Below are 13350 nucleotides of genomic sequence, written 5' to 3' on the forward strand. Positions count from 1 at the left end.
ATCACCAGAGCCTGACGGTATAGTCCAGATTCACCCGCAGTTCGTTGTCATCGCGGTGGGTCGCCCCCGCCGCGAAGTCATTGCGGTACCAGGCATGGCGCAGGCGCAGCGTTACCCCTTTGAACGTGCCCTGTTGCACGGCATACGACAGCTCGACATCCTTCTCGCTTTCGTTCAGCCCGCTGCCGCCAAACTGCGTCAGCTCGATGTTGTCGCCGCGCACATAGCGCAGCATGCCCTTGAGTCCCGGCACGCCGAACGGGGCGAAGTCCTGGTCGAACTTCACCTGCCAGCTGCGCTCCCTGGGGTTGAGAAACTCCGAGCTGAGCGTGCCCTCGGTGATCACCAGCGGCTCGGTGCCGTACAGGTAGGGCATGGCGGTGTCGCCATCCAGGCGCATGTAGCCCACGCCGAGGCTGTGGCTGGCCCAGGCGTAGGTCAGCATCAGCGCGGTGTTGCGGTTGTCGACCTGGCCGGCCTTGGCAGCGCCGTCCTCACCGGCGACGAACAGGCGGAAATCGCTCTTCAGGCGCCCCGCGCCGACCGCCCGGTCGTCGACGAAGCCGAAGTAGTCCTTGCGGTACAGCTGGTCCAGCTCGGCATGGTAATAGCGCAAGGTCAGCGTGTCCGACCAGGCATAGTCACCGCCGAGGAAGGTGAAACGATCGGAGGTGGCGGCGCCATTGAAACGGCCATTGGGCGCGCCGATGCTCATCTTCTGGTAGTCGGTGGAGTCGCGCAGGTTGATGCGGTCGAGCCAGCCGGCGTGCAGGCTGAAGCGGTCGATATCGGTGGAGCGCAGGTAGGCACCGCGGAAGGTCTGCGGCAACAGCCGGGTCGGGCTGGCGAAGGCGATTGGCAGGAAAGTGCTGATGGTGCCGCCTTGCAGCTCGGTGTGCGAGATGCGCATCTTGGCGGTCAGGCCCAGCTCGGAATAGTCATCGGCGGGTTCACGGGTGGTCCGGTCGAACGGCAGCAGCCCGGTGCCGGCGCGGTCGGGCGAGGAATCCAGCTTCACCCCGAGCATGCCCTTGGCGTCCAGACCGAAGCCGACCGGCCCCTCGCTGAACCCGGAGCTGACATTGAGGATGAAACCCTGGGCCCACTCGCGGGCGCCGGCCTGTGGCGTGGTGCCCAGGTAGTTGCGGTCGAAGTAGTAGTTGCGCAGCACCAGCTCGGCGTGGCTGTCGTCGACGAAGCCAGCGGCATGGGCAGTGCTGCTGCAGAGCAGGCCAACGGCCAGGCAGGTTTTCGGGGCCTTGTGCATGGTCAGGTTACTTTCTTGTAGTTGTAGGAAGCCCTGCCGCAGGCGCAGCAGGGAGCACGCAAGGTCGAACAATCCGAGGTCAGGCGGGGCGGCGGCCGATCAGGCGGAACAGCGCCAGCGCGGCAATCACCACACCCGGCGCCGAGGCCAGCAGCACGCCGGCGGAACCGGCGCCAAGGGCGAGCATCTGGCCCGCCACCAGCGGCCCGCTCATCGCCCCCAGACGCCCGACGGCGACGGCCGCGCCGACGCCGGTGGCGCGTACGCGCACGGGGTAGAAATGCGGCGCCAGGGCATAAAGCACACCCTGCCCACCGGTGGCGAAGAAGCCCGCACAGAAGCCGGCGACCAGCATGCCGGTCAGCTCGCTGGCCAACCCCAGGCCGGCCAGCGCGGCCAGAATGCCGAGGTAAACCAGCGCCGCCGTGGCCCAGGCTGGCAGGCGTTCGAGCAGCAGGCCTAGGGCCAGGGTGCCGATGGCGGCGCCGATCTGCAGGGCGAACATCACCCAGCTGGCGTCATGGCTGCTGAAGCCCTGCCCGACCAGCAAGCTCGGCAGCCAGTTGATCAGGATGTACACCACCATCAAGGTGAAAAAGTAACTCAGCCACAGCAGCCAGGTGGCACCCTGGCCAAACAGCTCGCGGCGCAGGTTCGGCGTAGCTTCGGCAGTGGCGCGGAACTGGTTGGACTCGGGCAGGTAGCGCAGCAGCAACGGCAGGATCAGCAGCGGCCCGGCACCGCCGACATGGAACACCCGCTGCCAGTCGCCGCTGTAGCCGGCAATGCCGATACCCGCGGCCAGCGCCGCGCCCAGGGGCACGCCGCAGTACATCAGGCTTACGGCGCTGCCGCGCAGGCGCTCGCCGGCGGCCTCGGAGGTGAGCGCGATAAGGTTGGGCAGTGCCGCGCCCAGGCCCACACCGGTCAGCAAGCGAGCCATCAACAGGCTGGGGAGGCTCCAGGCGTGGGCAGTGGCCAGGGAGAACACGCCGAACAGCGCCACCGAGCCGATCAGCACCCCCTTGCGGCCAAAACGGTCGGCCAGCCAGCCGCCGACCAAAGCGCCAGGCAGCAGACCGAGGATACCAGCGCTGAACACCCAACCCATTTGCAGCTTGCCCAATGCGAAGGCGCTGGCCATGCCCGGGGCGGCGATGCCGGCGGCTTGCAGGTCGAGGCCTTCCAACAGCGCGATGAGAAAGCACAGGCCGATGGTGATCGCCACGCGAGGCGAGGTGATTGCAGGAGAACTCATGGGGTTACCCGTCTTGTTTTTGTATTGGGGTCGAGAGGGGGCGCTGTGCGTGTGGGAGCGGGCGCGCCCGCGAATGGGCTGCACAGCAGCCCCGCTTCTCGGGTCAGCGCTTGAGCAGGTCCAGCGCCACATCGACGATCATGTCTTCCTGGCCACCCACCATGCGCCGCTTGCCCAGTTCGACGAGGATGTCCACTGCCTTGATGCCATAGCGGGCAGCGGCCACTTCGGCATGGCGCAGGAAGCTCGAGTAGACCCCGGCATAGCCCAGGGCCAGGGTTTCCCGGTCGACCCGCACCGGGCGGTCCTGCAGCGGGCGCACCAGGTCGTCGGCGGCGTCCATCAGCGCGTATAATTCGGTGCCGTGATTCCAGCCCAGCTTGTCGGCGGCGGCGACGAATACTTCCAGCGGCGCGTTGCCCGCCCCCGCGCCCATGCCAGCGAGGCTGGCGTCGATGCGGTCGCAGCCCTCCTTCACTGCGGCGATGGAGTTGGCCACACCGAGGCTGAGGTTGTGGTGGGCGTGGATGCCGGTCTCGGTCGCCGGGTCGAGCACCGCCTTGATCGCCCGGAAGCGCGCACGGATGTCGACCATGTTCATCGCCCCACCCGAGTCCACCACATAGATGCAGGTGGCGCCGTAGCCCTCCATCAGCTTGGCCTGCTGCGCCAGCCCTTCGGGCGTCTGCATGTGGCTCATCATCAGGAAACCGACGGTTTCCATGCCCAGTTCACGGGCATACTCGATGTGCTGGCGCGAGACATCCGCCTCGGTGCAGTGGGTGGCCACGCGGACGATGCGGGCACCGGCGTCGTAGGCGTTCTTCAGGTCATGGAGGGTGCCGATCCCTGGCAGCAGCAGCGTGGCGATTTTGGCGTGGCTCACCGCGTCGGCCGCTGCTTCGATCCATTCGAGGTCGGTGTGGGCACCGAAACCGTAGTTGAACGACGAGCCTTGCAAGCCGTCGCCATGGGCCACTTCGATCGAGTCGACCTTGGCCCGGTCGAGGGCGCCGGCGATGGCGCGTACATCGTCCAGCGAATACTGATGGCGGATGGCGTGCATGCCATCGCGCAGGGTCACGTCACTGATGTAAAGCTTCTTGCCGTTCATGCCGGGGCTCCCATCGCCAGGGCCATGCGCTCGGCGGTGGCCAGCGCGGCGGAGGTCATGATGTCAAGGTTGCCGGCATAGGCCGGCAGGTAGTGGGCGGCGCCTTCGACTTCGAGGAACACCGAGGTCATGAGGCCGCTGAAGGTCCCCTGCCCTGGCAGCTTCAAGTCGCGCACCTGTTCGAACTGCACCTGCTGCTTGAGCCGGTAGCCCGGCACGTAGGCCTGCACCGCGGCGGCCATCTCTTCGATGCTCGCCGCCACCTGCTGCGGGTCGGCGGCTTCGCTGAGCACGTAGACGGTATCGCGCATCATCAGTGGCGGTTCGGCCGGGTTCATGATGATGATCGCCTTGCCCTTGGCCGCACCGCCGATCACTTCGATGGCCTTGCTGGTGGTCTCGGTGAATTCGTCGATGTTGGCCCGGGTGCCGGGGCCGGCGGATTTGCTGGCGATCGAGGCGACGATCTCGGCGTAATGCACCTTGGCCACCCGCGACACCGCCGCGACCATGGGGATGGTCGCCTGGCCACCGCAGGTGACCATGTTGACGTTGGTTGCCTGCAGGTGCTGCTCCAGGTTGACCACCGGCACGCAGTACGGGCCGATGGCGGCCGGGGTCAGGTCGATCATGCGCAGGTCGGCCTTGTGCTGGCGCAGGAAGGCGTCGTTCTTGACGTGGGCACCGGCGCTGGTGGCATCGAAGACGAAATCGATGTCGCTGAACACTGGCAGGCGGGTCAGGCCCTGTACCCCTTCGTGGGTGGTGGCCACGCCCAGGCGGGCGGCGCGGGCCAGGCCGTCGGAGGCCGGGTCGATGCCGACCATCGCGGCCATCTCCAGGTGCCTGGCATTGCGCAGGATCTTGATCATCAGGTCGGTGCCGATGTTGCCGGAACCGATGATGGCGACTTTGCGTTTGTGGCTCATGGAGGTCTCCGTCATTCGCCGCTGAAGGTCACGCCGACGCGGCCCAGGCCGTCGATCTCGGCTTCGAAATGGTCGCCCGGCGCCACCGCCACCATCGGCCCGAGGGCACCGGTGAGGATGATGTCGCCGGCCCGCAGCGGTTCGCCCAGGCGGGCCATGGTGCGGGCCAGCCACACGGCGGCGTTGAGCGGGTGGCCGAGGCATTCGGCGCCGCTGCCGCTGGACACCCGCTCAGCGTTGCGGGTCATGCGCATGGCCGCGCCGCGCAGGTCGAGATCGTGCAGCTGGCGCGCCGGGCCGCCGAGCACGAAGCAGCCGCTGGAGGCGTTGTCGGCCACGGTGTCGGCAAAGCGGATGTTCCAGCCCTGGATGCGGCTGCCGACGATTTCCAGTGCCGGCAAGGCATAGGCCGTGGCGCCGATCACATCGGCGAAGGTGGTCTGGACACTGGGCAGGTCATGGGCCAGTACCAGGGCAATCTCAGCCTCGATCTTCGGCTGCATCACGCTCGTAAAGGGCACGGTTTCGTTGTCGCCGTAGCACATGTCGGCGAACAGGCTGCCGAAGTCCGGCTGGTCGACACCCAGCTGGGCCTGCACCTTGGGGTTGGTCAGGCCGATCTTGCGCCCGACCAGGCGGCGGCCGGCGGCCAGGGCATGGGCCACGTTCAGGCGCTGGATGGCATAGGCGGCCTCGGCGTTTTCCGCGCCGATGGCGTCGCGCAACGGGGCGATAGCTTCGCCCTGATGTTGCGCGCGCCGCAGGTCGGCGGCCAGGCGTTCGAGGGTTGGCGAATCGATGGTCATGGGGTGTACCTCGGATCAGTGCTGGAGGAAGTCCAGTACCAGGCGGTTGAAGGTGTCGGCGTGCTCCCACTGGGCCCAGTGGCCGCAGTTGTTGAACACGTGCAGTTCGGCGTCGGCGATGCCGGCGATCAGGCGCAGGCCGACGTCCATCGGCACGAAGCGGTCGTTGCGGCCCCAGATCACCAGGGTGCGGGCCTTGATCTCGCCCAGGCGCGCGCCGAAGTCGGGGAACTGCTTGGGGTTGGCGGCCAGGCTGGCGACGAAGTTGTCGAGGTGGTCGCGGCGGCTGAGCATGTTGTCCAGGCGGGTCTGGAACAGAGCCTCGGTGAGGTCGCTGGGGTCGTAGACGAAGACGTTCATCATCTTCTTCAGGTTGTCGATGGTCGGCTCGCGGTACAGCGTGTTGATCAGCTTGATGCCCTCGGTGGGCATCGGCACGAACGGGCTGGCGCCACCGGTGCCACCGCCCATCAGCACCAGCTTGCCGACCCGCTGCGGGTAACTGAGGGCGAAGGCCACGGCGCTGTGACCGCCCATGGAGTTGCCGAGGATGTGCACGCGCTCAAGGCCGAGCACATCGAGCAGGCCCTTGAGCGCGGTGGCGTTGAGGTCCGAGCGCGAGCCACGGCAGACGATCGGGTCGCTCTTGCTCCAGCCCGGGCAATCCATCAGCACCACGCGGTAGCCGGCGGCCAGCAGCGGTTCGATGTTGCGGTTGAAGTTGGCCCAACCACTGGCACCCGGGCCGGAGCCGTGCAGCATGACCACGGTCTCGGCGCCTTCGCCGAGGTCGTTGTAGTGCAACTGCAGGTCGAGTTCACCTTCGCGGATATGGGCAAATCGGCTGCTGTCGGCTTCGTTGATGGCGATGCGGGTCATGAAGGGAGTCCTCCGTTGATCAAGTAAGGGAATGGGCGCTGAGCGAGCCGAAACCGGCAATCCATTCGGGGATCGGCCGGTAGTAGCGCGCGCTGGCCTGGTAGTCACCGAACGCGGCCAGCGCGGCAAAGGCCGCTACCCAGGTCTTGACCTCGTGGGTCGATTTGCCGGCCAGCGCCGACAGCTCGGCATTGGCCATGCCATCGAGTTCGGCAAAGCGGCGTTGCTCCAGCAGGTCGAGGAAGTGGTTGTCCCAGGCCGGGTTGAGCGGGTGCAGGCTGTGCTGGTCGCGCACGAAACCTTCGGCCGCGCTGATCACCCGTTGCTGGCGGGCCTGTCGCTCGTTGGCCGGCAAGTCGCGGCCACTGCCCATCAGGCGGTCGGCCATGCGCGCATCGACATGGGCCAGCTCCGGTACCGGCGGCTGGTGCGACAAGCCACCGGAACCGAGGAACAGCACGCGCTTGCCGGTGCTGCGGGCGAAACGGCCGATGGCCTCGCCGAGCAGGCGGGCACGGGCAAAGCTCGGCAGCGGTACCGCCACGCTGTTGATGAAGACCGGGATCACCGGCTTCTGCGCCAGGCCACCGAGCAGATACTCCAGCGGCTGGGCAAAACCATGATCGACCTGCATGCGGTAGGACACGGCGGCGTCCACACCCTCCTGCAGTACCGCATCGGCGCAGGCCTCTGCGATGTCACGTGGCACATCCAGCGGGCCGGCGGCACTGTTGAAATCGCCGATGGCCGTGGCACCCATGCCGATACAGAAGGCCGGCATCACATCGTAGAAAAAGCCGTTGTAGTGGTCCGGGGCGAACAGGAACACCAGCTCAGGGCCGAACGCGGCGATACTCGCACGGGCGGCGGCGATCACCTCGTCCACTTCTGCCAGCACGGCTTGCGCCGGGTCGACGTAGCCCACCAGCGGGGTATGTGACAGGCAATGCAGATAGGCGCTCATCTCAGGCCACCTTCGACGCCAACGGCGCCTGACAGGCGACCTGAGGCGTGGCAGCCAGCGCCTGCAACAGCGCGTCGCTGGCCTGGCCGACGGTTTGCGGAATGGCCACCGCGCCCACGAAGCGGTCCGGGCGCAGTAGCGCGATGGACACCGGGTGGCGACCGAACCACTCCTTGAGGCGGCCACTGCAGTCGCCCACGCGAATCACTCCGTCCGGCACCTCGCGCCCGGCCCTGAGCTGCACTTGCGGCAGCACCTGGATGAAGCAGGCGCCCAGCGCACGCCAGACCTGCACCTGCTCGGCGCTCAGGCCCCACAGTGGGTCGCTGCCCCAGGCGATAAAGGCGAAGTTGCTGCCGATCACATCGTCCAGCAGGCGCGTCTCGCCCGCTTCGGTGACCACCTTGGGCTGGATGAACATGCGCCCGACCGGCGAGCCCTTGCTGTTCGCTTCGGCCACCAGCGCACCCTTGGCATACTGCGGCATGGGCTTGAAGCGCATTTCCAGGAAGTAGCGCTTGACCGCCGGCAGGTAGTTCAACGCCCACGACACGCCATCACGCAGGGTGCCCTGCCAGCGCTTGGGCGGCGCCAGCACGTGGCCGGCGAGCACCGACAGGTCGATCATCGCCTTGGCATGGTCGCGCCGTTCCTGCTCGTAGGTGTCGAGCAGCGCCTCGTCGGCCAGGCCCTTCGCCACCAGCGCCAGCTTCCAGCCGAGGTTGCTGGCATCGCGCATGCCGCTGTTGTAACCCTGGCCCTGCCACACCGGCATGATGTGCGCGGCATCGCCGGCCAGCAGCACCCGCTTGACCCGAAACTGGCCCGCCAGGCGGGCGTTGTGGGTATAGACGCGCTTGCGGATCAGCTCGACCCGGTCCGGGTCGGGCAGCACCTTGGCCAGCAACTTTCGCAGGTTTTCCGGCTGGCTCAGCTGCGCCTCGGTCTCGCCCGGCATCACCATGAACTCGAAACGCCGCACACCGTGTGGCAACGCGGCCGACACGTACGGGCGCACCGGGTCGCAGCACAGGTACACGTTCGGCGTGCCCAACGGGTCGTTGGCGATGTCGATGACGATCCACTGGTTGGGCGCGGTCTTGCCTTCGAAGGCAATATCCAGGGAGCGGCGGATCAAGCTGTTGCCGCCGTCACAGGCCACCAGGTAGCGGGCACGCACCGTCTCCTGCCGGCCTTCGGGGCCGTTCATGCTCAGGCTGACACCCTGCTCGTCCTGCTGGAACTCGACCACATCGCGGGAGAACAGCGTGCGGACGTTGGCAAAGCGCGCCAGGCCCTGGTACAGCACAGCATCGACCTGTGGCTGGATGAAGGCATTGCGCCGCGACCAGCCGAACTCGTCGGTCATCGGCTGGATGTCGGCGAAACAGCGACCCTTGGGCGTCAGGAAGCGCATGGCGTGCCACGGCGTGGTGTGCGGCAGCACCTGCTCGACCAGGCCGATGGCCTGCACGGTGCGCAGCGACTCGTCGTCGATGCCGATGGCGCGGGGGTAGTCGATCAGCTGGTCGAGCTTCTCGATCTGCAGCACCTGCACGCCGGCCTGGCCCAGGTAGTTGGCGATCGCCAGCCCGACCGGGCCGGCACCGATGACCACCACATCAGCGGTGTAGTCGGCCTCAAGGTGATCTGGATGTGACGTGTTCATTGTTGTGATCCTCGACACGGCCCGCCGGCGTTCCCGGTCATTCCAGGCAAGCCGATACCGTCCTCGCGCAGGCAGGCGCAAGGCAGTTGAATGGGCGTTTTGGCTGGTACGGGTATTAGCGGCGCAGCGCTACGCTTCGGTAGGGCAAGGCGCGGGCAACGGGTAAGGACGGCAGGTAGGCATGGCGCATGGTGTATTCCCCTGTCAGGGCATTTGTAGTTGTTGTGGCGAGTATAGGAATGCCGCGGATTGCCCTACAATGAAAAACCGCCTTGCCGTGCACTTAGTGCACATCGTTGTTTTATAGGGATTTTTCGTGAACAAAGACCGAGACTCCGAGTACAAGAGCGTGCGCGGGCTGAGCCGTGGCCTGGCCTTGCTCAATGCCCTCAACCGCCTGGACGGTGGCGCCAGCCCGACCCGCCTGGCCGAACTCACCGGCCTGCACCGCACCACAGTGCGTCGCCTGCTGGAGACCCTGCAGGAGGAAGGCTACGTGCGCCGCAGCGAGTCCGACGACAGCTTCCGCCTGGCCCTGAAAGTGCGCGAGTTGAGCGAAGGGTTTCGCGATGAGCAGTGGATCAGCGCCACGGCGGCGCCCTTGCTGGCCGAGCTGCTGCAGGAAGTGGTGTGGCCGACCGACATCAGCACCCTGGATGTCGATGCCATGGTGGTCCGCGAAACCACCCACCGCTTCAGCCGGCTGTCATTTCACCGCTCCATGGTCGGGCGCCGCCTGCCGCTGCTGGAGACGGCTACCGGGCAAGCCTACCTGGCGTTCTGCGAGGAAGCCGAGCGCGAGCAGATCATCGCGCTACTGGCCAGCCGTGAAGGGCCCGAATACCGCTTGGCGCGTGACCCCGTGGCGCTCGACAACCTGCTGCGCAAAGTGCGCCATCGGGGCTATGCGGAGAATTTCATGGCCTGGAACCAGGAAGAGAAGATCGCCTCGATCGCCGTGCCCTTGCGGGCTGGCGGGCGGCTGCTGGGGTGCCTGAACCTGGTGTATGTGGCCAAGGCGATGAGTATCGAGCAGGCGGTGGTGAAGTACCTGCCGGCGCTGCAGCGGTTTGCCGGGAGGATTGACCAGCTGTTGAGTGAGAACCCGGTAGATGGTTGATTGCAGGCCCGGCCTCTTCGCGGGTAACCCCGCTCCCACAGGGAAAGCACTGGATTCGTGGCCAGTGTATTACCCGCGAAGAGGCCGGGCCTGGGATCAGTGTTTCAGGCAGGTATCGACATTCCAGCCATACAACCACTGCACCGAGTCATAGAACTGCTCCTGCGAGCGCCCTTGCCACAGCTGGTTGCGCACCAGCCGCTCGACACCCTTGGCATGGTACAGCCGGCCCATCTCTCGCGCCGACCACAGCACCCGCGCCGTGCGCGGAATGCGGATCGACTCGTACAGGTGGAACGCCGCCTGCAGGTCATGCTCGCAGGCCTTGACCGCCTGCCCCAGCACCACCGCATCCTCCAGCGCCATGCAGGCACCCTGGGCCAGGTACTGGGTCATCGGGTGGGCGGCGTCGCCCAGCAAGGTCGCACGGCCCTCGCCCCACTGCTCCACCGGGTCGCGGTCGGCGGTGGCCCAGCGGCGCCACGAGGTCGGGCGGTCGAGCATCTGCCGTGGGCGCTCATGGATGTCTTCGAAGTACGACAGCACTTCGTCCTTGCTGCCATCGGTGACGCCCCACTGCTCTTCGTTGCGGCTGTGGAAGGTCACCACCAGGTTGTACTGCTGGCCGCCGCGCAGCGGGTAATGCACCAAGTGGCAACGCGGACCAGCCCACAGCATCGGGGCATTGACGCGCAGGTTCTCTGGCATGTTCCCGACGTCCACCACGGCGCGGTACACCACGTGGCCGGTGACGCGTGCCGGGTCGCCGACCATGCGCTCGCGGATCACCGACTTGACCCCATCACAGCCGATCACGGCATCGGCCTGGTAGCGGTTGCCCTGGCTGTCGGTCAGGGTCACGCCGTGGTCGTCCATCTCCATGCCGGAGATGTGCGTGGAGGTCTGGAAGCGGATCAGCGGGTTCTCGCGCACCGCTTCGAGGATCGACAGGTGGATGTCGGCGCGGTGGATCACGCCATAGGGGTTGCCGAAACGCTGGCGAAAACGCTCGCCCACTTCGATGCGCCCGACTTCTTGGGCATCGATGGCGTCCATCATGATCAGGTGGTCGGTGAACACCGAGCGGTTGCGCGCGGCGTTGCCAACGCCTAAGGCATCCAGCGCCGCGTAGGCGTTGGGGCCTAGCTGAATGCCGGCACCGATCTCGCCGATATGATCGGCCTGCTCCAGCAGCAACACCTGGATACCTTGCGCGGTCAGGGCCTGGGCAGCGGCAAGGCCGCCGATGCCACCACCGACGATGATGATTTTTTGTTGTCTGGCAGTCATGGTTCGGGTCTCCGTGCAGGTGCGGGGCCTGCGTTTTTTATTGAATGAAGTCGGGTTGGCGGCCGGGGGCGGCACGCTGGAAGGCCGGCTGGGCCTGGCAGTGCTCGTACACCGCCATGACCCTGGGGTAGGCCTGCAGGTCGCAGCCCATGCGCTCGGCATTGGCCACCTGCGGCACCAGGCAGCAGTCGGCCAGGGTCGCCTGCGCACCGAAGCAGTACGGGCCAGAGCCGTAGCGTTGCAGCAAGGCTTCGAGCCCGGCCATGCCTTCGGCGACCCAGTACGCATACCAGCTGTCCTTGGCCTCGGCGCTGACCTTCAGCTCACGTTGCAGGTAGCCGAGCACGCGCACGTTGTTCAGCGGGTGGATGTCGCAGGCGATCAGTTGCGCGACCTCCAGCACCCGCGCCCGCAGCAGTGGTTCGCTGGGCAGCAGTGGCGCCTGGGGGTAGAGCGCGTCGAGGTAGTCGATGATCGCCAGCGACTGGGTCAGGCTGGCACCATCGTCGCGTACCAGCACCGGCACGCCGCCGATCGGGCTGAGTTCGCGGTGCTGCGCCAGGCGCTGTTCGCCGGCACGCAGGTTGACGCCGTGGTAGTCCACCTCCAGGCCCTTGAGTGCCAGGGCGATGCGCACCCTGTACGAGGTGGAGCTGTTGAAGAAGCTGTAAAGCTGCATGGCAATGGTCCTGCTCGGTCAGAGCGTGATGTGGGTATTGGCGGGCAGCGCGGCGGCCGGCCGCATGCCTTTGAAGAAAATCGCCGCCGCAGCCAGCACGGCTGGCAGCATCAACACGCCGAACAACGCTTCGAAGGACAGCCCGGCATCCATCAGCCATGCGCCGCCGAAGGTGCCGCACACCGAGCCGATGCGCCCTACCCCATGCGCCCAGCTGACGCCCGTGGCACGGCTGCTGGTGGGGTAGAAGGCGGCGGCCAGGGCGTTGGCGCCGACCTGCGAGCCGCTGATGCAAAAGCCCATGCCGGCCACGCTCAGGCCCAGCAGCAGGTAGTTGCCATGGCACTGGCCGATGGCGAACAGGCAGCCGGCACCGCCGAGCAAGGCCAGCACCAGCACCTGGTGTGAATCGAAGCGGTCCATGGCTGCTCCCAGGCACAGCGCACCGAGGGTGCCGCCGATCTGGAACAGCGCGCTGACCAATGCCGCCTGGCTCAGGCTCAGGCCGGTGTCCCTGACCAGCAGCGGCAGCCAGTTGGTCATGCCGTAGATGATCAGCAGGCTCATGAAGAACGCCAGCCACAGCGCCAGGGTGCCGCGGCGCAAAGGGGCCGCGAGAATCTGCCGTACCGGCGAATGGCCCTCGGTCGCCTCATCGATGCGCAGGCCCTGGCAGCCAGCCGGCAATGCGCCAATGCGCTGCAGGATGGCCAACGCATCGCCCGGCCTGTGGCGCGCAAGGAAACGCACCGATTCGGGCAACGCCAGCATCATCACCGGCAGCCATGCCAGCGGCAGCACGCCGCCCAGGGCCAGCACGCTGCGCCAGCCGAACAGCGGCAACAGCTGTGCAGCGACCAGCCCGCCCAGGGCCGAGCCAAGGGTGAAACCGCAGAACATGCCGGTAACCATCAGCGAACGGCGCCGTTGCGGGCAGTATTCGGAGGTCAGGGTAATGGCGTTGGGCATCGCCCCGCCCAGGCCCAGGCCGGTTAGCAGGCGCAGCAGCGCCAGGCTGTGCAGGTCCTGGGCGAAGGCGGCGGCCAGGCTAAAGACGCCGAAACAGGCCACCGACCACAGCAGCACGCGTTTGCGGCCGAAGCGGTCGGCCAGTGGCCCGGCCATGAACGCACCCAGCATCAGGCCGATCAGCGCGGCACCGAGCACCGGGCCGAGTTCAGCGGCGCCGATCTGCCAATGTTCACGCAGGGCGGGTGCGATGAAACCGATGGCGGCCGTGTCCAGGCCATCGATGGCCGTAACCAGGAAGCACAGCAGCAGGATGCGCCACTGAACGCGGGCAACCGGCTGACTGTCGATGAAGGCTTGTACATCCACGGTGTTGTTTTTGTCGGTGGAAGACATGAGCGAAACC

Annotated in this window: 12 protein-coding genes; 1 reads left to right on the forward strand and 11 read right to left on the reverse strand. The window is 66.7% G+C overall.

Annotated elements, in window-relative coordinates:
- Position 1: 1 nt before the first annotated feature.
- The 8 genes from ACLEJU_RS26050 to ACLEJU_RS26085 all read right to left on the reverse strand — a co-directional run bounded on the left by ACLEJU_RS26050 (position 2) and on the right by ACLEJU_RS26085 (position 8886).
- Complete coding sequence (locus tag ACLEJU_RS26050) at positions 2-1267, reverse strand: OprD family porin (RefSeq protein WP_435424015.1); 1266 nt, start codon at positions 1265-1267, stop codon at positions 2-4.
- Between the two features lie 79 nt (positions 1268-1346).
- Positions 1347-2525: a 3-(3-hydroxy-phenyl)propionate transporter MhpT gene (mhpT, locus tag ACLEJU_RS26055; protein ID WP_435424014.1), complete on the reverse strand. Its 1179-nt coding sequence runs from the start codon at positions 2523-2525 to the stop codon at positions 1347-1349.
- 103 nt (positions 2526-2628) lie between these two features.
- Positions 2629-3639: a 4-hydroxy-2-oxovalerate aldolase gene (gene mhpE / locus ACLEJU_RS26060; RefSeq protein WP_435424013.1), complete on the reverse strand. Its 1011-nt coding sequence runs from the start codon at positions 3637-3639 to the stop codon at positions 2629-2631.
- On the reverse strand, positions 3636-4568 hold the full coding sequence (locus ACLEJU_RS26065) for an acetaldehyde dehydrogenase (acetylating) (protein WP_435424012.1): 933 nt from the start codon (positions 4566-4568) through the stop codon (positions 3636-3638). The genes mhpE and ACLEJU_RS26065 overlap by 4 nt, the downstream gene beginning before the upstream one ends.
- Before the next feature lie 11 nt (positions 4569-4579).
- Complete coding sequence (gene mhpD, locus ACLEJU_RS26070) at positions 4580-5374, reverse strand: 2-keto-4-pentenoate hydratase (RefSeq protein ID WP_435424011.1); 795 nt, start codon at positions 5372-5374, stop codon at positions 4580-4582.
- A gap of 15 nt (positions 5375-5389) precedes the next feature.
- Entirely contained in the window at positions 5390-6253 is an 864-nt protein-coding gene (locus ACLEJU_RS26075; RefSeq protein WP_435424010.1) for an alpha/beta fold hydrolase, read from the reverse strand.
- A 19-nt stretch (positions 6254-6272) separates the two neighbouring features.
- Positions 6273-7217: a 3-carboxyethylcatechol 2,3-dioxygenase gene (gene mhpB / locus ACLEJU_RS26080; protein WP_435424009.1), complete on the reverse strand. Its 945-nt coding sequence runs from the start codon at positions 7215-7217 to the stop codon at positions 6273-6275.
- A 1-nt stretch (position 7218) separates the two neighbouring features.
- Positions 7219-8886, reverse strand: coding sequence for a bifunctional 3-(3-hydroxy-phenyl)propionate/3-hydroxycinnamic acid hydroxylase (locus ACLEJU_RS26085; RefSeq protein ID WP_435424008.1), 1668 nt, complete (start codon positions 8884-8886; stop codon positions 7219-7221).
- A gap of 316 nt (positions 8887-9202) precedes the next feature.
- Here ACLEJU_RS26085 and ACLEJU_RS26090 point away from each other — a divergent pair, with 316 nt between their 5' ends.
- The gene (locus ACLEJU_RS26090; protein ID WP_435424007.1) at positions 9203-10006 is read left to right on the forward strand and encodes a DNA-binding transcriptional regulator; all 804 of its coding nucleotides are present in this window, start codon (positions 9203-9205) and stop codon (positions 10004-10006) included.
- A gap of 96 nt (positions 10007-10102) precedes the next feature.
- Here the strand turns inward: ACLEJU_RS26090 and ACLEJU_RS26095 are convergent, their stop codons facing one another.
- The 3 genes from ACLEJU_RS26095 to ACLEJU_RS26105 are packed head-to-tail and all read right to left on the reverse strand — an operon-like array spanning position 10103 to position 13340.
- Positions 10103-11296, reverse strand: a complete 1194-nt coding sequence (locus tag ACLEJU_RS26095) for a 3-hydroxybenzoate 6-monooxygenase (protein ID WP_435424006.1) — start codon at positions 11294-11296, stop codon at positions 10103-10105.
- 37 nt (positions 11297-11333) lie between these two features.
- Entirely contained in the window at positions 11334-11975 is a 642-nt protein-coding gene (gene maiA / locus ACLEJU_RS26100) for a maleylacetoacetate isomerase (protein ID WP_435424005.1), read from the reverse strand.
- Positions 11976-11993: 18 nt separating this feature from the next.
- Positions 11994-13340 (reverse strand): MFS transporter, encoded by a 1347-nt coding sequence (locus tag ACLEJU_RS26105; protein ID WP_435424004.1) that lies wholly within the window; start codon positions 13338-13340, stop codon positions 11994-11996.
- Positions 13341-13350 lie beyond the last annotated feature (10 nt).

Source organism: Pseudomonas sp. SMN11, from assembly GCF_052041945.1.
In the GTDB taxonomy this organism is placed as follows: domain Bacteria; phylum Pseudomonadota; class Gammaproteobacteria; order Pseudomonadales; family Pseudomonadaceae; genus Aquipseudomonas.